Genomic DNA, 17,815 nt, shown 5'->3' with positions numbered 1-17,815 from the left:
TTTACTATACAACGAAGGAGGCAAGGATTTATGGGAAGATTGGCAGGACGGGTGGCGCTCGTTACAGGGGCCAGCCGGGGCATTGGAGAAGCGATTGCCCTTCGTTTGGCGGAGGAAGGCGCGCATGTCGCCGTTAACTTCACTTCCGAGCGTTCGCGCCCGTTGGCGGAGAACGTGAAGAAGCAGGCGGAAGCGCACGGCGTCAAAGCCATGGTCGTTCAAGCCGACGTAGGCAGCAAGCAGCAGGTGGAAGACATGTTCCGGCAGGTGCAGGAGCAATTAGGCGATGTGGAAATTCTCGTCAACAACGCCGGGATCGCGCCGTTCGAGCCGTTCTTGAAATGCACGGAGGAGACGTGGGACCGGACGTACAATACGAACGTCAAATCGATTTTCCTCTGTTCGCAGTTGGCGGCGAAGTCCATGATCGAAAAACGCTACGGCAAAATCGTCAACGTCTTGTCGACCGCCAGCCTCGTCGTCACGAGCCCGGTCATTCCTCATTACCAATCGTCCAAAGCGGCGGCGAACATGCTGACGAAGGGGATGGCGATCGAGCTTGGCAAGTACAACATCAACGTCAATGCGGTCGGCCCGAGCACGGTCGATACCGACATGTGCACGGACTATTTGGCCGACGATGCGATCCGGGCCAAAGAAATCGAAGCGAATCCGATGAAGCGTCTCGGCACCGCCCGCCAGATCGGGGATGCGGTCGTGTTCCTGGCCTCCGAGGAAGCGATGCAGGTCAACGGCCATCTGCTGATGGTCGACGGCGGTCTGACCGTCAAAGCGGCCCAGCCGGAAGATCATATGGAACACTAATGGCAGGCAAGAATTGAGCCCTCCGCAAGCCGGAGGGCTTTTTGGCACACCGCGCCCTTTGAATATCCCCATGAGCAGACAGCTAACGTTTCTTCTCCGCATTTACTAATAAATGCTTAAATCTTACATAAAACGACACCAATCGACATCGGATCTAATAATCTCCTAATATTTAGCTGAAACTTTCATAAAAATTCGGAGCTATAGTAGAGATATCAAGCGGAGGTGATTGGTATGAAAGACATGCAGCTGCTTCATCAGGGGAAAGTCTACAAGGGGCGAGTGTCCTATGAAGGTTCGGACTTAATGGAGGTTTCCTTCGCGGAGCCGTCCTCTTTTACGGGCGGGGAATCCGTCATCTGCTTTGATTTTCAGAAGAGAGTGCAAATGCGCGTGCTGCAGGTTTCCAAATCCAAGCTGATTTTAGTGCCGGCGGATTCGGAAATTTTCAATATACAAGCGAGACCGGATGCCGTACTGGACGACATGTACCGCGACGAGAACCTGGCGTTTCCCAGCTTCAAGCTGAATACGTATGGCACGCTGATCGACGATTTCCGTACGATGGCGGTTCGTTTTTGCCGGATCAGCCGTCTCGGGTTCGGATTTGAAATAAACGATTTCTCCGTCAAAATGAACCATGTCTACGACACGATGATCATGTGCGACGAAGAAACGATTCATCCGAAGGTCGTGGTCCGGTACGCCCATATTCAAGAAAAAACGATTCGCTACGGAGCCGAAATTTACAGCATCTCGGCCAAAGACTTGAACAAGCTCCGCTTCTACATCGTGACGCAGCAGTTTACGGCGCAATAAAGCGATCTTCCCGAAAAAACAATCCGGCTGTTCCGTTCAATCAAAGACGGAAACAGCCGGTTTTTTGTCGCGCGATTAGTTATGCAATTCTCTTCCTTGAACCCAGACGCGATCGAGGTCGAGCTCCGGCGTGACGAGCAGCAGATCCGCCTGCTTGCCGGTCTCGATGCTGCCGGTTTCCTCCAGCAGCCCGAGCTGCTTCGCCGGATTCCAGCTGGCCATCCGGCTCGCTTCCTCAACGCTGACTCCGACCGTGTTGACCACGAAGCGGAAGGCGCCCATCATCGTCAGCGTGCTGCCTGCGAGGCTATCGCCATCGCGAAGCCTTGCGACGCCGTCCTTCACCACGACGGCGAGCCCGCCGAGTTCAAAATCGCCGTCCCCGAGACCCGCGGCGGACATGGCGTCGGTGATCAGCAGCAGATTGTCGCTGCGCTTCGTTTGGGTCAGCAGCCGGATGCAGGCTGGATGAACGTGATGTCCGTCGGCGATGACCTCCGCGCAGATCTTGTCCTCGGTCAGCACGGCGCCGACGACGCCGGGCTCGCGGTGGTGCAGCCCTTTCATCGCGTTGAACGTATGCACGGCATGACTCAGCCCATGCTTGACCGCTTCGCCGATCTGCGCATAGGTCGAATCCGTATGGCCGCAGGCGACGACGATGCCTTGTCCGGCGAGGAACGCAATAACCGGCAAAGCACCTTCGGTTTCCGGTGCCAGCGTAACGAGGCGAATCAAGCCCGGGTAGCGGCTGGTCCATTCCTTCACCCATTCGAGCTTCGGTGTGACGATAAAGCTCGGATTTTGCGCGCCGGGCCATTTCGGACTGATGAACGGTCCTTCCAGATGTACGCCGGCCAATTGCGCGTAGGGCATCCCTTTTTCCCGGTACGCCTTGACGCTTTCCAGCACTTGGCCGATCGCTTCGGGAGAGCCGGTTACTGTGGTCGCCAACATCGTGGTCGTCCCGTGGCTGGAGTGAAAGCGGGTAATATTTTCAAGCGATTCGATCGTTCCGTCCATGAAGTCGCTGCCGTAGCCGCCGTGCACATGCACGTCGATGAATCCGGGCAGCAGCCAGCTTCCGCGGGCGTCGATTTTCGTGCCGGCCGCTTCGGCCAGCGCTTCGTTCAGCTCGGCCATCGAGCCGAGCGCTTCAATTTTTCCATCCTTGACCGCGGCATACCCGGCGGGGATCACCGTATCCGGTGTGACGACTTTGGCGTTGATGATCAGGGTGTCCCATGCTTCGCGACTCATTTTAACAGACCTCCTGCTTCAGAATCCAGCAATACGACCACATGCGGATGCGTCTGCAGCAGCGAGGCCGGACAATCCGTCGTGATCGGGCCTTGCAGCGCCCGCTGTACGATTTCCGCTTTATCCGCGCCGCGGACGACGAGCAGAATCATTTTCGCTTTCAGAATCGTTCCGACTCCCATCGTCAGGGCGTGCGTCGGCACCTGCTCCGGCTTGTCGAAAAAGCGCGCGTTCGCAGAGCGGGTCGATTCTTTCAGCTCCACGAGATGCGTGCCGCCTTCGAGCGTGGCGTCTGGCTCGTTGAAGCCGATGTGCCCGTTATGGCCGAGACCGAGCAGCTGCAGGTCGATCTGCCCGTACTGCTCCAGCAGGCTGTCATAGCGGGTGCATTCCGCCTCCAGATCCGGCGCGATTCCGCTTGGAATATGGCATTGCTGCGGGGGAATGTCGACGAGACCGAGCAGATGCTCCTGCATGAACGTATAGTAACTGGCCGGATGCCCCGGCTCGAGACCGACGTATTCGTCAAGATTGAACGCCGTCGCTTTGGCGAAGCTGACCAGCCCTTGCCGGTGCGACTCGACAAGCTCGCGGTAAATGCCGATCGGCGTGCTGCCTGTCGCAAGACCGAGCACGGCTCTCGGATTCGTTTGCAGCAGTCCGGTAATGATGCCGGCGCCGGCTTTGTTCAATTCTTCTTGTGTGCGGAAAGTTAAAATGTTCATGGCTCATCTCCCTTTTTCTTTGCGGTATTTTTTCACTTCTTGAAACGATTGCTCCAGAAGCGGAACATAATCGTCAAAGTGCAAGCTGAGCAGCGCGGTAAACAAAATGTCCACCACGTGCAGCTGAGCGATCCGCGAAGCCATATCCCCGCGGCGCATCCCTTCCTCAAGCGAGGAGGCGTACAGCCGGATGTCCGCAAGCTGCGAAATCCGGTTGGCTCCGAACTTGGTCAGCGAAATCGTCGTGGCTCCCCGCTCTTTGGCGCACAGGAGGGCGTCGAGCGTCTCGGGGGTTTCGCCAGAGTAGGAGAAAGCGAACGCCACATCACCCTCGCCGAGGCTCGTTGCCGATGTAATCTGCATGTGGGAATCGGACCAGTGCTGCGCCATTTTGCCGATGCGCACCAGCTTTTGCTGACAATCGTACGCGACCATCCCCGATGTTGCCATCCCGTACAGATCGATACGCCGGGCGTCGTGCAGTGCATCCACCGCCCGCTGGACCTCCGTGAGATCGAGCTGCCGCGTCGTATCCGAGATTGAACGGAGATGGTTCGTTTCAATCGCCTGGGCGATGCTGTGAAGCGTGTTCCCCGCGACAATGTCCTGGTAGGAAGGCTTCGCCGGAACAGGCTGGACGAGCTCGGCGGACAGCTTCATGCGAAAATCCCCGTAGCCCTTGAACAGCAAGCTGCGGCAAAAACGGGACACCGTCGCAGCGCTCGTTCCCGAGCGTCCGGCCAGTTCCGTAATGCTCAAATGAACGGCCTCGTGGGCATGCTCCAAAATGAATTGCGCGAGAATTTGTTCCTTCGGATTCATGTGGTGCTGCTGTTCCCGTAAGGCTTGCAGAATACCGGACATCAGATCACCTGTTTTGCAAAGATTTTGTAAATCATTTTCTTCATACCGATAAAAATGATGAAAAATATTTTCTTCTTCATCATAGCCAATATCACTAGTTTTCGCAACTGTTTTCGGCCTAAACCCGGCAGCGTCTTAAGACTTGCAGATCCTTGCGGTTGGAGGAACCGGTTTCTAAAATTATGACAATATTCACCCACAGGGGCAGTAAAATAAGGTAAAATAAAGTAATAGCCTCATAGAGCAATCCCTGTGATTTGCACGGAAGGAGTGAAGCACAAGTGAATGTTGTCGACCGGGTCGACGTTTCAGGTTTTTATTCTCATGCAAGCTTCAATCGAAAAGGAAAGCTTTGGATTCTCGCAATCATCGTCTGCCTCAGTCTGCTGCTGTCGCTTCCGGGACGCAGTCAGGCGTACGGCCAGGACGGGTCGAATACGATGTTCGTTTCCATATCTTCCTCTTATTCGCATACCGTTGCTGTACGGGAGGATGGAACCGTATGGACATGGGGGGCGAACGATTTTGGGCAGCTCGGCTACGATACCGGCGGGGCCGACCAGCCGTATCCGCGGCAGGTTCCGGGGATCGCGAACGCCTCGGCGGCCGCTGCCGGCGGCAACCCGACGGAGAGCGCCAAAAGCGCGTTTACGCTGGTGCTGACAAGCGAAGACGGTGGCAAAAGAGTGAAGGCCTGGGGAAGCAACAACAAGTATCAGCTTGGCGACGGGACGACGAACGGAAGAACCGCTCCCGGGAACGTCAAGCTTGGCGCGGGCTATGACCTGGACGCGGAACCGGTAGCGGGCATGGCCGCCGGTTACGATCACGCTGCGTTGCTGTTCGGCGACGGAAAAGTAGCGGCGTGGGGCGACAATACCTACGGGCAATTGGGCAGCGGGGATCAGGCGCCAAGCGGTTTTCCGGTTTTTGTGAAAAACAAGGAGGGCACTGGGGATCTCACGGGGATGAAAGAGATCGCTTTAGGCGCTTACCACAGCTTGGCCCGGTCGACAGATAAAACCGTGCTGACCTGGGGCCGCAACAACAAAGGACAGCTCGGCGACAACACCACGACCGACAAGCGCTTGCCGGTGGAGGTCGTCCGGTCGGAAACGTTAGGCGACATGCTGACGAACATTTACGGCATTTCGGCGGGGAACGAGCATTCGGTCGCCAAGGGCGAAGGGCAGAGCGTCTACGTTTGGGGCAGCAACGAATATGGGCAGCTGGGGATCGGCCCGACCGTAGGCCATCGAAGCTACGCCAGCCGCATGACGACGGAGAGCGGCAATCCGATCGGAGACGCGAGGGGCGCGGCGGCCGGCGGCGATCATACGCTGCTCATTCGCGGGGACGGAGAGGCTGCTCCGCGCACGGTGTACGTTACAGGGCTTAACGATTTCGGGCAGGCCGGTCGTCCGGATCGTTCCAACGCTGCCTATCCGATTGCGGTTCCGCTCCCGGGGACCGGAGGTTCCGGAACGGGGCAAGGGCCAGGTTCGGGCTTATACTCCGGAGAGCAAGTCGACGGCATTGTCGGCGGAGCGAAAGTCACCTATATGCTCTCAAGCGAAAACAAGCTGTACGGTTTGGGAGATAACCGCCGCGGCCAGCTCGGAACGGGGAAAACGATGGCTCCGGAGTACAGCGCGGTCCCAATCGAAATCGATTTGTTGCCTGTCAAGTCGTTGACCGCAACGAACGGAATTCCCGTTCGAAAAGTAACGAACCGTGAAGGTATGGGAGCCTACAGCCTTCGTCTTCCTCGTGAAACGAATGCTGTGGCCCTCGATATGGTGCTGAGCCAATCCGGGATGACCGTCGAAAAAGTTTCAGCGGGCTCCTCCGGCGCTACGGCATCTTATTCCGGAAACCGGCTTTCCGTTGGGCAACTGCCTGTTGGGAAAAGCAGCATTACGTTCGAAGTGGCCGACTCGGTTACCGGAACCAAGGTTCCTTATGAAATTACGATTGTGAGGCAGCCCGCCGCAGGCGATTCCTTAACGTTGTTGTCTGTAGGCGACATCGTTACCTATGCCGGAAAGCAATGGATGATGCTGGACCCTGCGAGCCGGACCATGGTCTTGAAGCCGGGGACGCAGATCACCAGCCTATATTGGAATAATGCCTATAAAAGCAATATATTTACTGCCGGCAATCCGGCCTATCGCTTCGATCCGGCCGCGGAGGGTTCTGTAGGCAAGTATTTGAACCAGGATTTTTACAACAGCCTGGGCGAAACGAAGCAATGGATTGCCGCTTCGCCGTTCAATATTAAGACCTATGACTTTGTGAACTATCAACTGGTGGAAAAGGGTTCGTTTACCGTTAACGCGAACGTTGGGCTTTTGAGCAAAGATCAGTTTGCCAAATTATCGGGACTTGTAAATCCTAAGCTGCTTTCCGGTCACTGGCTGATTAATCCGCTGAACGATGCTCAAGCGAACAAAGCGTATCCGCTGCTTGTCAACGAGGAGGGCGAGGCGTGGTTCGATAACCGGGATCAGGAGGACAACGGCACGCGTTCGGTGCTGCCGGTGGTCGCTCTAAGGGAAGGCGTCGTGCTAACGGGCGGATCGGGTTCGGACGGGCAGCCGTATGAAATCACCTTGAATGAAATGAGTATTTCGTACGCCAACGCTCCCTTAACCTACAAACCAGAAACACGGACGTACTTGCTAAACGTGCCCGGGAATGTGACTCAGGTGCAGCTCGGTGTTACGCTGTATGATCCGAATGCGACGTTCTATGTCCCATCCACGGTGACCGGGGTAACCTACGACGTCTACGGGCGGACGATTACGGTATCCGATCTGATCGAGAACCAGACGAGACCGTTTTCCGTTGTCGCGAAAATCGGGAGCGGCTTTACAAGCAGCTTCCATGTGGAGGTCACCCGGCAATCCGGTCTATCCGGGAATATGTCTCTTCGTTCCGTGACCTATAATTCGGCTCCGCTTGTACTGGTCGCTCCCGATAAGTATCTGCTAACCGTTGGACACGAGACGGATGCCGTAAGCTTGCAGATTGTTCCGGACGATCCGAAGGCACAACTGGCGCTTAGAAATCAGCAAGCCAACGTCGAATGGAGCGGCGGCATGCTGCATGCAAAATCGCTCATTTTGGGACAAAGGCTTCCTGTCGAGCTGCAAGTGACGGCCGAGAACGGAAATACGGCATTATACACCATCTTGATCGACCGGGCGAGACCTCTTTTGCCGGTCGTCACCGATTTGGATTCGGCTATGAAAGCGATCCGCGCTCAAACGGATGTGACCGGAGAAGGCAAGTTCGACCGGGACGATGTGCTCTTTATTTTGAAGATGATTCATCCGGTTTACATGAAAGAGCCGAATTCGTCAAATTCGCTTGCCCCATAAACTGAAAACGGCCGTTTCCCGTGCAGCGATGCATAGGAAACGGCCATTTTTGTCGTTGCTAAAATGCCGCGATTAATCTGTAAACAGCTTCCGCAAATTGTCCCCGTACGGAGCCCGGACGATGCCTTTTTCCGTAATAATGGCGGTCACGTACTCGTTCGGCGTCACGTCGAACGCCGGGTTGAACACCTTGACGCCCTGCGGCGCGGTGCGCTTGCCGAACCCTTGCGTAATCTCGTCCTCGTGCCGTTCCTCGATCGGAATATCGGCCCCGGTCGGCGTGTTCAAGTCGATCGTCGACATTGGGCACGCGACGTAGAACGGAATGCCGTGGGCTTTGGCCAACACGGCGACGCTGTAGGTGCCGATTTTGTTGGCAACGTCGCCATTGGCGGCTACACGGTCGGTACCGACGATGACCGCCTGTACCCAGCCCTTCGCCATGACGGCGCCGGCCATGTTGTCGCAGATGAGCGTCACGTCGACGCCCGCCTGCTGCAGCTCGAACGCCGTCAAGCGCGCTCCCTGCAGCACCGGACGGGTTTCGTCTGCGAACACTTTAAGCGTAATGCCTTTCTCCAGCGCCAAGTACATCGGCGCCAGCGCCGTCCCGTACCTCGCGGTCGCAAGGCCGCCCGCATTGCAGTGCGTGAGGACGCCCATGCCGTCCTCGAACAAAGACAGCGCGTGCTCGCCGATCAAGCGGCACGTTTCCTCGTCCTCGGCCTGGATGGCCCGGGCTTCGTCCAGCAGCGCCTGCTGCGCGCTCTCCACCGTCGTCTCCTCCGGTGCAGCAGCGCCGAGCAGTCCTTTGGCCCGCGCCCGCATCCGGTCCAGCGCCCAGAACAAATTCACCGCCGTCGGACGCGATGTTGCGAGGTAATCGCATTGGCGGTTGACTTCCGCTAGCAGCGCATCCCGGCTTCCGGAGAAACTCCGCACGCCGAGATAGACCCCGAATGCCGCCGCGATGCCGATGGCCGGCGCGCCGCGGACGGCGAGCTGCTTGATCGCATCCCAGACTTGTTCGGAGGTCGTCAACTCCAAATAGACAATTTCGTCCGGCAGCAGCCGCTGATCGAGCAGATCCAAGCGGTCCTCCAGCGAATTCCAGCGGACGGATTGCAGCCAGTCCGCTTGTTTGGTTTGTTCCGTAGTCAAGGTATCAGCACACTCCTTTATCTATTTCACGGCCTTCTCGGCGATGTCGATCATTTCTCCGATGGAAGACGCCTGCCGGTTAAATTGAATGAGCGACGTGCCGATGGCGAGCGCCAGCCTCTGAGCGCGCTCTTTGGCCGCTTCATCTTGAATTTGATTGATGTCGGCCACCTGCGCCAGGCCGTGAACGCGGCGCACCATCTTGCTGCCGGTGAAGCCGAACGTGTCCCGAAGCACTTCTCTCATGTACCAGTCCTGATAGCCCGGTGTTTTGGCGATCCGATCGGTACCGTGCTGGTTCCACAGCTCCCGGAACTCGCGCTCGAACGTCTCCCATACGTCGCGGATCGTGCCGGTCAAGTAGCCGCGGAAATCTTGGCGCGAAGCCTCGTCCTCTCCCCAGCCTTCCTGCGCGGTGAAGTTCAGCAGCAGATTGGCGAACACCGCGCCGATATCGAAGCCCATCGGACCGTAATACGCGAACTCCGGGTCGATGACTTTGGTCGAATCCGGCTTGATGAAGATGCTGCCGGTATGCAGATCGCCGTGCAGCAGCGCTTGGGCGTGCGTCAAAAACTTCTCGCGCAGAATCGCCACTTCCAGATGAAGCCCGGTATCCTGCCAGATGGCGGCAACGGCGTCGCGAATGGCCGGCGGCACGTTATTGTTCGGCGAATCCGTATACGGATCGTCAAAAATCAGGTCCTCGGTAATTTTGCACAGCTCCGGGTTGATGAACCGCTTGACCCGCTCTTTTTTCTCCTGCTGGTTCATGCCGAGATCGGACGTGTAAAAAAGAGTGCGGGCCAAAAACGTTCCGATATGCCCGGCGAACAGCGGGTATTTGTTCCGCTCGATCAAGCCTTTGCGCATAATGGTATGGTCGCTCAAATCCTGCATGACCGTAAGCGCCAAGTCCGGCTCATAAGCGTATACATGCGGGACAAGGTCGGGGCACAGCGATTCCTGTATCATCAGCGCTTCGCTCTCGATCCGGGCGCGGTCCAAGGTCAGTGGCCACGATTCGCCTACGACTTTGGCATAGGGGAGCGCTTGCTTTAAAATGATGCTTTTCCCGGTGGAAGGCTCCGAGATATGAAACACCAGATTCAAGTTGCCGTCCCCGATTTCGCGGCTCGTGAGCTCGGAATCGGGTTGAAACAGGTCGGGTAAACTTCTTGCATAATCGATAGCTTCCGATTCCGTCAGCGGATGATATGCGGACATGGGATGAATTCCTCCTTTTTCCATATGAAAACTGCCATTCTCTCTAGTATAAATCAATTTGGTTTGCGTTGGAATAGAGGAAATGCGTTTTCCTGACGTGCGTTTTGTCCGGTCTTGGCCGTGTCTTTTACAAAATGTTCATACCCCGATAATATGCGCTTAACGCTGGGAGATACAATAAAGGTAAATACGCGGAGCTGGAGGTTTTTGATATGGAGAAACTGCTCGGTAGATTGCTGTTTGTCGCGGCGTGCTTCGCCATCCTGTGCGTGCTCGGGTGGAACTCGCCGGAAAATCCGTCCGTAGCCCTGCATGCCAATCCTTTAAAAGCGAGTCACGAGCAGTACCAACGAATCTCGGCTTCCAATTATTATGTACAGAACGGAAATTGATCAAGCGAACGATTGCATGTGAAAAAGGGGAGGCCTGGGCGCCTTCCCTTTTTATTTGCCCGAGCAAAAGCACAGGGCTACTCCGTTCTTCTGCGATGCTCCACCAAGTCAATGGCCCCCAGCACGACGTGTGCGAGCCCAAAACCGAAGACCGCCGCGGCCGCCATCGGGAATTTGTTTCGCATAGCCGCGCCGGATGCTGCGACAGCCGTACCGAGAACGGTTGGAATCAGACCTTCGCGCATTACTTTCACTCTCCTCGCAGCGGATTGAATGATGTAGCGTTTTTAGCATCGATTTTTGCGATCGTTTTTATGCTCTTTCGGAATTGCAATGTTTTGGCTGGAAATCTATAATAGCGTAAACGAATGGGCTAAACTTATTAGGGAGGAGACCGCAAGAGATGATACCGCAAGGACAGGCGGTCGGACTGAAGGAATGGGCCGTGGCCGTCGAGGCTTTGAAGCAGGGGAAGCAAATTCTGATTATGCGCAAAGGCGGCATTCGCGAGGAAACCCGGGATTTTCAAGTGGAATCCGACAGCTTTTATTTGTATCCGACCTATGAGCACCAGCGCATGGAGCTGATCAAGCCGGAGTTTGCGGAGCGGGTGGACGAGCGGGCGCCCGAATGGAGCGGCGAACAAGCGGAAATCGGATGCTACGCCGAGCTCGCCGAGGATATCCTGATCGAGACTGAAGAACAGCTCGCGAAGCTGAAGCCGTTTCACATTTGGACGGACCGGCTGGCCGAAGAGAGGCTGAAGTGGAAGCGGACGAAGCCGCTGCATGTCATGCTGCTTAGGGTGTATGCGCTGGACGAGCCTGTGCGAATCCCGATGCTGGACGAATATAACGGGTGCAAATCGTGGATCGGGCTCCCCGAATCGCTGCACGGGGCTCCGCGCCGACCGGTGCTGACGGACGAAGCTTTTGGGATGGAGGCCAACCGGATTCGGGAGGCGCTTGCACAAAAATAGTTCCGGGAAATCCGCGGACGGGACTTTCTTGATTTTGCATATTGAGATATAATATTATTATTGAGAATCATTGATAATCAGTTTGTAATGATTATCATTAAATAATAATTAAAACTCGGAGGCACGAAACTATGGCAAACGTACCGCATTTTACTATAGACGGTTTGAAAGCGACTGTCGAGGGCAAAGAGATTTTGAAAGGCCTTAGCTTGACGATTAAGGGCGGCGAAGTGCATGCGATCATGGGACCGAACGGAACGGGCAAAAGTACGCTGGCGTCCACTCTGATGGGCCACCCGAAATACGAAGTGACGGAAGGTAGCGTGGCGCTGAACGGCGAGGACGTGCTTGAGATGGCGACGGACGAGAGAGCGCGTGCCGGCCTGTTTCTTGCCATGCAGTATCCGAGTGAAATTGCCGGCGTAACGAATGCGGACTTCCTGCGCAGCGCGATCAACGCCCGCCGCGAGGAAGGCAGCGAAATTTCGCTGATCAAGTTCATCCGCCAAATGGAAGCGAAAATGAAGGAACTGGAGATTAACCCGGAGTTCATGCATCGATATTTGAACGAAGGCTTCTCCGGCGGCGAGAAGAAACGTAACGAAATTCTGCAAATGATGATGCTGGATCCGAGCATCGTTATTCTTGACGAGATCGATTCAGGTCTCGATATCGACGCGCTGCGTATCGTGGCGACGGGCGTCAATGCGATGCGTTCCGAAGAGCGCGGCTTCCTGATCATCACCCACTACCAGCGCCTGCTGAACTACATCACCCCGGACTACGTTCACGTGATGATGCAAGGGCGCATTGTAAAATCCGGCGGACCGGAGCTGGCTCAGCGTCTGGAGAACGAAGGTTACGACTGGGTTAAAGAAGAGCTTGGGATCGTGGACGAGCGGGTAGGCCAGGACGAAGAGGAATTCAAGATTCCGATGAATACGACGGCTCCGAAATACTAAGCTATCGAAAGGGAACAGGAGGATTAACCATGAGTACACAAACCGTTCTTCCGATCGATCGCGCAAGCTTGGTAGAGCTGTCCAAAGCGAGACAAGAGCCGGAGTGGATGACGACTCTGCGCGGGCAAGCGTTGGAGCTTGCCGGAACGCTCGAATTGCCGACATTGGAGAAAACAAGAATCGACCGTTGGAACCTCGCTTCCTTCGGAACCTATAAAGCGGGCGCCAAGCTCGCATCGCTCGAAGAGCTGCCGGCCTCGGCCAAGAGCCTGCTGCAGAACGACGGGCAAGGACACCCGGACAATCTGATCGTACAGAAAAACTCGGGCGTCGTGTACAGCAGCGTTTCCGAGACGTTGAAGCAGCAGGGCGTCGTATTTACGAGCCTTGAAGAAGCTCTTCAAACCCACGGCGATCTGGTGCAGAAATATTTTATGTCTGTCGTAGGCAAGGACGAAAACCGCCTGACGGCGCTGCATACGGCGCTTTGGAGCGGCGGCGTGTTCCTCTACGTTCCGAAAAATGTGCAGGTGGAAGTGCCCGTACAAGCGCTGTTCGTGACGGACGACGCCGAAGCAAGCTTTTCGCCGCACGTCTTGATCGTTGCCGAGCAGCACGCGTCGGTGACTTACGTCGACAACTTCGTTTCCGAAGGCAGCTTGAACGGCCTGGTGCAAAATGGCGTTGTGGAAGTCGTCGTCAAGCCTGGAGCGAAGGTAACCTTTGCTTCGGTGCATAATTTGAACGAATCGGTTACCGATCTGACGTACCGCCGCGCGCTCGTGGAGAACGACGGAAGCATCGAGTGGATCGTCGGCGAGATGCACTACGGCAACGCGATGTCGGATACGACGTCGATTTTGAAAGGCAACGGCTCGACCTCCGATGCGAAGGTAATCTGCGTCGGTACCGGCGAGCAGAAGCTGAACGTGTCCACCCGGGCGGTTCATTTCGGAAAAAGCTCCGACAGCCAGATGATTACCCGCGCCGTTATGCGTGACGGAGCAACGGCCATCATCAACGGCATTACCAAAATCGAGAAGGGCGCGACCAAAGCGAACGGCGAGCAAACGGAAAAAGTGCTGATGCTCAGCCCGAAAGCGCGCGGCGACGCCAACCCGATTCTGCTGATCGACGAGGACGACGTCACGGCGGGCCATGCGGCCAGCGTGGGTCAAGTGAACCAAGAACAGGTATACTATATGATGTCGCGCGGCGTTTCGCGTGAAGAAGCCGAACGGCTGATCATTTACGGCTTCCTGGCACCGGTGGTGTCTCAAATTCCACTGGAGCAGATCGCGTCACAGCTGCAGCTTCTTGTGGAAAGGAAGCTGGGACAATGAATACGGCGGACATACGCAGTCAATTTCCCATTCTTCACCAGGATGTGAACGGACATCCGCTCGTTTATCTGGACTCGGCAGCCACATCGCAAAAACCGGTGTCGGTAATCGAAGCCGTCAAACGTTATTACGAGCTTGATAATGCGAACGTGCACCGCGGCGTTCACACGCTCGGCTCCCGCGCGACGGACGCTTATGAGGGCGCGCGAGAGAAGGTACGCCGCTTTATCAACGCTTCGTCTACGGAAGAAATCATCTTCACCCGCGGGACGACGACGGCGATCAACTTGGTCGCCTCGAGCTATGCGCGGGCCGTATGCGGCGAAGGGGACGAAATCGTCATTACGCCGATGGAGCACCACAGCAATCTCATTCCATGGCAGCAGGTCGCGAAAGCGACCGGCGCTGTCTTGAAATATATTCCATTGCAGCCGGACGGTTCGATTAATCTGTCGGATGTGGAAAAAACGATTACCGAGCGCACCAAAATGGTATCGGTCGTTTACGTGTCCAACGTGCTCGGCGTTGTCAACCCGGTGAAGGAAATCGCGGAAATCGCCCATCGTCACGGCGCCAAAGTGATGGTGGACGGCGCACAAAGCACGCCGCACCTCAAAGTGGACGTGCAGGCGCTCGGCTGCGATTTTTATGCGTTATCCGGTCACAAGATGTGCGCTCCTACCGGAATCGGCGCGCTTTACGGCAGGAAAGAGCTGCTGTTGGAAATGGAGCCGATCGAGTTCGGCGGCGAGATGATCGACCATGTCGGCTTGTACGACTCCACCTGGAAAGACCTGCCTTGGAAATTCGAAGGCGGCACGCCGATTATCGCAGGCGCCGTCGGGCTGGGGGCGGCAATCGATTTCCTCGAAAGCATCGGCTTGGATGCCATAGAGCAGCATGAGAAGCAGCTGACGGCTTACGCGATGGAACGGATGCTGCAAATCGATGGTTTAACGGTCTACGGTCCGCAGCAAAATCGTGCGGGGCTGATTACGTTCAACTTGGACGACGTGCATCCGCATGACGTGGCAACCGTGCTCGACGCCGACGGGATCGCGGTACGTGCCGGCCACCATTGCTGCCAGCCGCTGATGCGCTGGCTGAATGTCACGGCAACCGCCCGTGCGAGCTTCTATCTGTACAATACCGAAGCCGATGTAGACCGGTTGGTCGCTTCCCTTATTAAAACAAAGGAGTACTTCGGCTATGCAATTGGATGATTTATACCGCAGAGTCATTATGGATCATTACAAAAATCCCCGCAACCGCGGCACTTTCGAGAATCAGTCAGTCAGTATCGATCTGAACAACCCGACCTGTGGCGATAAAATCCAGCTTCAAATGCAGGTCGAAGACGGAAAGGTCAAAGCGGCCAAATTCGTAGGCGAAGGCTGTTCGATTAGCCTTTCTTCCGCTTCGATGATGACGGAGGCCGTAAAAGGCAAGACGCTGGAAGAGGCGCTGGAGATGGCCGAGAAGTTTTCCGGCCTGATGAAAGGCGAGCCTGTGGAATTCGAATACGAAGATTTGGAAGCTTTGTCCGGCGTGAATAAATTCCCTGCCCGGATCAAGTGTGCGACACTGGCTTGGAACGCGCTGCGCAAAGGAATCGACCAAGTGAACACCAACAAATAAGGAGGTACGGTACCCATGGCAAAGAAAATGCCCGAGATGGAAGAATATAAATATGGGTTTCGCGACGAGCACAAAGCCGTGTTTCAGAGCGGAAAAGGCCTGACTCGCGAAATCGTTACCGAGATTTCCAGAATGAAGGGCGAGCCGGAATGGATGCTGGAGTTCCGCCTGAAGTCGCTGGAACAGTTTTTGAAAATGCCGATGCCGCGTTGGGGCGGCAATATGGACGATCTGGATTTCGACGACATTCAATACTACGTGAAGCCTTCCGAGAAGCAGGGGAAAACGTGGGAAGAAGTGCCGACGGAAATCAAAGAAACGTTCGACAAGCTCGGGATCCCGGAGGCGGAGCAGAAGTTCCTGGCGGGCGTATCCGCTCAGTACGAGTCCGAAGTCGTTTACCACAGCATGCAGAAAGATCTGGAAGAGCAAGGCGTGCTGTTTATGGACACGGACACGGCGCTTAAAGAGCACCCGGAAATTTTCAAGAAGTATTTCGGGACGATCATACCTCCGAGCGACAATAAATTCGCCGCACTGAACAGCGCGGTATGGTCCGGCGGCAGCTTCATCTACGTGCCGAAAGGCGTGAAGGTGGAAATTCCGCTGCAAGCTTACTTCCGGATCAACTCGGAAAACATGGGGCAGTTCGAACGTACGCTCATCATCGCCGACGAAGGCAGCTTCGTGCATTACGTCGAAGGTTGTACGGCTCCGGTCTACAGCACGAACTCGCTGCACAGCGCCGTTGTTGAGATCATCTGCCTCAAGGATTCCCGCGTCCGTTATACGACAATTCAGAACTGGGCACCGAACATTTACAACCTGGTTACGAAGCGTGCAGTTGCGGAAGAAAACGCGACAATGGAATGGGTCGACGGCAACATCGGTTCCAAGCTGACGATGAAATATCCTGCGGTTGTGCTGAAAGGCCGCGGCGCGAAAGGCATGGTGCTTTCCATCGCCGTAGCGGGTAAAGGCCAGCATCAGGATGCCGGTGCGAAAATGACGCACTTGGCGCCGGACACGACATCGACGATCGTATCCAAGTCGATCAGCAAGCACGGCGGTAAAGTAACGTACCGCGGCTTGGCTTCGTTCGGACGCAATTCGGAAGGCTCCAAAGCGAACATCAAATGCGATACGCTCATTATGGATAACGAATCGACGTCCGATACGATTCCTTACAACGAAATCATGAACGACAACATTACGCTGGAGCACGAAGCAACCGTCTCGAAAGTATCCGAGGATCAACTGTTCTACCTGATGAGCCGCGGCTTGACGGAAGCGGAAGCGACGCAAATGATCGTTATGGGCTTCATCGAGCCGTTCACGAAAGAACTGCCGATGGAATATGCGGTTGAGATGAACCGTCTCATCAAGTTCGAGATGGAAGGCTCGATCGGCTAAGTTTTCATTTTCGGGGAAACATGCAAATACGTGTCCGCAGCGACGTTTACGCTTAGGTGTAACGTCGCCCGGATACGTATTTTTTTTAGGTCGAATGAGGGAGAGAAATGGACAAAATTCAATACCTGTCACAATTCAATCTGCTGAACTCGCTGTCGATGGAAGATTTGGTCGAAATGGATCAATTAACTTCAATAACAACGGTTGGGAAAAGTCAGTATATCCAAACACCGGATTCTTTTGCCGAGGGGCTTTACTTTGTGAAGAAAGGGAAGGTCCGCCTGTACAAGCTTAACGCCGAAGGCAAGCAGTTCACTCTGGACATCTTAAGCGAAGGGAACGTATTCGGTGAAATGGCCGGAATTTCATTTGGCACACGGGAGCTATACATAGAAACGGTAGAAGAATCTCATATTTGCTTGATGAATAAGGATAGGTTCGAGAGTTTTTTAGTTCATCATCCCCGTTTTATGATGAACTTAATGAAAGTATTGAGCGAACGGATGATCGATATGAGCAATTTGGCTCAAAATCTGGCACTTGCGAAGCTGCATGATAAAATTTTGTTTATTCTTGTTAAGCTTTCCGATCAGTTTGGAGTCACGGAGGATTGCGAGTTTTACAAAATCGATATTCCTCTTTCCCATCAAGAAATCGCCAATTTCGTCGGCGCAACCCGAGAGGCCGTCACGGCAGCCTTGCAGGATCTTGTGAAAGAACAAGTGATTAAAACTGGATTCAAAACAATCTATATTCATCGAGGCAAGCTTTCGGAAAGGAGCATCATGTAAGGCTTCCGGCTGCAGTTGTAAACTGGATTACAT

General features: G+C 55.2%; 17 protein-coding genes. 11 read left to right on the top strand and 6 right to left on the bottom strand.

Annotation, left to right across the window (positions count from 1 at the left end; translation table 11 throughout):
- Positions 1–30: 30 nt before the first annotated feature.
- Both NI000_RS03190 and NI000_RS03185 read left to right on the top strand, forming a co-directional pair.
- Complete coding sequence (locus tag NI000_RS03190) at positions 31–825, top strand: SDR family NAD(P)-dependent oxidoreductase (RefSeq protein WP_253407636.1); 795 nt, start codon at positions 31–33, stop codon at positions 823–825.
- A gap of 234 nt (positions 826–1,059) precedes the next feature.
- Positions 1,060–1,644 carry a hypothetical protein gene (locus NI000_RS03185; protein ID WP_253407635.1) on the top strand — a complete coding sequence of 195 codons (585 nt, stop codon included), beginning with the start codon at positions 1,060–1,062 and terminating at the stop codon, positions 1,642–1,644.
- Between the two features lie 75 nt (positions 1,645–1,719).
- On the opposite strand, the gene nagA is transcribed toward NI000_RS03185, so the two are convergent.
- Genes nagA through NI000_RS03170 form a run of 3 tightly spaced genes read right to left on the bottom strand, consistent with a single transcriptional unit; the run spans position 1,720 to position 4,493 of the window.
- Complete coding sequence (gene nagA, locus NI000_RS03180) at positions 1,720–2,904, bottom strand: N-acetylglucosamine-6-phosphate deacetylase (protein ID WP_253407633.1); 1,185 nt, start codon at positions 2,902–2,904, stop codon at positions 1,720–1,722.
- Positions 2,901–3,629 carry a glucosamine-6-phosphate deaminase gene (nagB, locus tag NI000_RS03175; RefSeq protein WP_253407630.1) on the bottom strand — a complete coding sequence of 243 codons (729 nt, stop codon included), beginning with the start codon at positions 3,627–3,629 and terminating at the stop codon, positions 2,901–2,903. The genes nagA and nagB overlap by 4 nt, the downstream gene beginning before the upstream one ends.
- Positions 3,630–3,632: 3 nt before the next feature.
- A complete protein-coding gene (locus NI000_RS03170; protein WP_054975828.1) occupies positions 3,633–4,493 on the bottom strand; it encodes a MurR/RpiR family transcriptional regulator in 861 nt (286 codons plus the stop codon).
- 281 nt (positions 4,494–4,774) lie between these two features.
- Here NI000_RS03170 and NI000_RS03165 point away from each other — a divergent pair, with 281 nt between their 5' ends.
- Positions 4,775–7,876, top strand: a complete 3,102-nt coding sequence (locus NI000_RS03165) for an RCC1 domain-containing protein (RefSeq protein ID WP_253407628.1) — start codon at positions 4,775–4,777, stop codon at positions 7,874–7,876.
- 72 nt (positions 7,877–7,948) lie between these two features.
- Here the strand turns inward: NI000_RS03165 and mtnA are convergent, their stop codons facing one another.
- Positions 7,949–9,037 carry an S-methyl-5-thioribose-1-phosphate isomerase gene (mtnA, locus tag NI000_RS03160; RefSeq protein ID WP_253407627.1) on the bottom strand — a complete coding sequence of 363 codons (1,089 nt, stop codon included), beginning with the start codon at positions 9,035–9,037 and terminating at the stop codon, positions 7,949–7,951.
- Between the two features lie 21 nt (positions 9,038–9,058).
- Positions 9,059–10,264: an S-methyl-5-thioribose kinase gene (mtnK, locus tag NI000_RS03155; RefSeq protein ID WP_253407626.1), complete on the bottom strand. Its 1,206-nt coding sequence runs from the start codon at positions 10,262–10,264 to the stop codon at positions 9,059–9,061.
- 212 nt (positions 10,265–10,476) lie between these two features.
- Between mtnK and NI000_RS03150 the strand changes: the two genes are divergently transcribed.
- On the top strand, positions 10,477–10,656 hold the full coding sequence (locus NI000_RS03150) for a hypothetical protein (protein ID WP_253407625.1): 180 nt from the start codon (positions 10,477–10,479) through the stop codon (positions 10,654–10,656).
- A gap of 77 nt (positions 10,657–10,733) precedes the next feature.
- Here NI000_RS03150 and NI000_RS03145 read toward each other — a convergent pair whose 3' ends face one another.
- Complete coding sequence (locus NI000_RS03145; protein ID WP_253407624.1) at positions 10,734–10,901, bottom strand: asparagine synthase; 168 nt, start codon at positions 10,899–10,901, stop codon at positions 10,734–10,736.
- A 158-nt stretch (positions 10,902–11,059) separates the two neighbouring features.
- On the opposite strand from NI000_RS03145, the gene NI000_RS03140 reads away from it, so the two are divergent.
- The 7 genes from NI000_RS03140 (at position 11,060) to NI000_RS03110 (ending at position 17,782) form a co-directional block, all read left to right on the top strand.
- A complete protein-coding gene (locus NI000_RS03140) occupies positions 11,060–11,635 on the top strand; it encodes a DUF1802 family protein (RefSeq protein ID WP_253407623.1) in 576 nt (191 codons plus the stop codon).
- 131 nt (positions 11,636–11,766) lie between these two features.
- Positions 11,767–12,597, top strand: coding sequence for a Fe-S cluster assembly ATPase SufC (gene sufC, locus NI000_RS03135; RefSeq protein ID WP_253407622.1), 831 nt, complete (start codon positions 11,767–11,769; stop codon positions 12,595–12,597).
- Between the two features lie 29 nt (positions 12,598–12,626).
- Positions 12,627–13,940, top strand: coding sequence for a Fe-S cluster assembly protein SufD (sufD, locus tag NI000_RS03130; protein ID WP_253407621.1), 1,314 nt, complete (start codon positions 12,627–12,629; stop codon positions 13,938–13,940).
- The gene (locus tag NI000_RS03125; protein WP_253407619.1) at positions 13,937–15,163 is read left to right on the top strand and encodes a cysteine desulfurase; all 1,227 of its coding nucleotides are present in this window, start codon (positions 13,937–13,939) and stop codon (positions 15,161–15,163) included. The genes sufD and NI000_RS03125 overlap by 4 nt, the downstream gene beginning before the upstream one ends.
- The gene (gene sufU / locus NI000_RS03120) at positions 15,150–15,578 is read left to right on the top strand and encodes a Fe-S cluster assembly sulfur transfer protein SufU (protein WP_010492177.1); all 429 of its coding nucleotides are present in this window, start codon (positions 15,150–15,152) and stop codon (positions 15,576–15,578) included. The genes NI000_RS03125 and sufU overlap by 14 nt, the downstream gene beginning before the upstream one ends.
- Positions 15,579–15,593: 15 nt before the next feature.
- The gene (gene sufB, locus NI000_RS03115) at positions 15,594–16,991 is read left to right on the top strand and encodes a Fe-S cluster assembly protein SufB (protein WP_054975818.1); all 1,398 of its coding nucleotides are present in this window, start codon (positions 15,594–15,596) and stop codon (positions 16,989–16,991) included.
- A gap of 107 nt (positions 16,992–17,098) precedes the next feature.
- Entirely contained in the window at positions 17,099–17,782 is a 684-nt protein-coding gene (locus NI000_RS03110; RefSeq protein ID WP_253407618.1) for a Crp/Fnr family transcriptional regulator, read from the top strand.
- The last annotated feature ends 33 nt before the right edge of the window (positions 17,783–17,815 follow it).

The sequence above is a fragment of the Paenibacillus tyrphae genome (assembly GCF_024158745.1).
GTDB lineage: Bacteria > Bacillota > Bacilli > Paenibacillales > NBRC-103111 > Paenibacillus_G > Paenibacillus_G tyrfis_A.
This window is presented reverse-complemented; position numbering and strand designations above follow the sequence as displayed.

What these genes read in the sequence shown, in the direction of transcription:
- sufC (WP_253407622.1), top strand. Translation starts at nt 11,767, where the DNA reads ATGGCAAACGTACCGCATTTTACTATAGACGGTTTGAAAGCGACTGTC.
- mtnK (WP_253407626.1), bottom strand. Translation starts at nt 10,264, where the DNA reads ATGTCCGCATATCATCCGCTGACGGAATCGGAAGCTATCGATTATGCA.
- nagB (WP_253407630.1), bottom strand. Translation starts at nt 3,629, where the DNA reads ATGAACATTTTAACTTTCCGCACACAAGAAGAATTGAACAAAGCCGGC.
- sufB (WP_054975818.1), top strand. Translation starts at nt 15,594, where the DNA reads ATGGCAAAGAAAATGCCCGAGATGGAAGAATATAAATATGGGTTTCGC.
- sufU (WP_010492177.1), top strand. Translation starts at nt 15,150, where the DNA reads ATGCAATTGGATGATTTATACCGCAGAGTCATTATGGATCATTACAAA.
- NI000_RS03185 (WP_253407635.1), top strand. Translation starts at nt 1,060, where the DNA reads ATGAAAGACATGCAGCTGCTTCATCAGGGGAAAGTCTACAAGGGGCGA.
- NI000_RS03110 (WP_253407618.1), top strand. Translation starts at nt 17,099, where the DNA reads ATGGACAAAATTCAATACCTGTCACAATTCAATCTGCTGAACTCGCTG.
- nagA (WP_253407633.1), bottom strand. Translation starts at nt 2,904, where the DNA reads ATGAGTCGCGAAGCATGGGACACCCTGATCATCAACGCCAAAGTCGTC.
- NI000_RS03170 (WP_054975828.1), bottom strand. Translation starts at nt 4,493, where the DNA reads ATGTCCGGTATTCTGCAAGCCTTACGGGAACAGCAGCACCACATGAAT.
- NI000_RS03150 (WP_253407625.1), top strand. Translation starts at nt 10,477, where the DNA reads ATGGAGAAACTGCTCGGTAGATTGCTGTTTGTCGCGGCGTGCTTCGCC.
- NI000_RS03145 (WP_253407624.1), bottom strand. Translation starts at nt 10,901, where the DNA reads ATGCGCGAAGGTCTGATTCCAACCGTTCTCGGTACGGCTGTCGCAGCA.
- NI000_RS03140 (WP_253407623.1), top strand. Translation starts at nt 11,060, where the DNA reads ATGATACCGCAAGGACAGGCGGTCGGACTGAAGGAATGGGCCGTGGCC.
- sufD (WP_253407621.1), top strand. Translation starts at nt 12,627, where the DNA reads ATGAGTACACAAACCGTTCTTCCGATCGATCGCGCAAGCTTGGTAGAG.
- NI000_RS03125 (WP_253407619.1), top strand. Translation starts at nt 13,937, where the DNA reads ATGAATACGGCGGACATACGCAGTCAATTTCCCATTCTTCACCAGGAT.
- NI000_RS03190 (WP_253407636.1), top strand. Translation starts at nt 31, where the DNA reads ATGGGAAGATTGGCAGGACGGGTGGCGCTCGTTACAGGGGCCAGCCGG.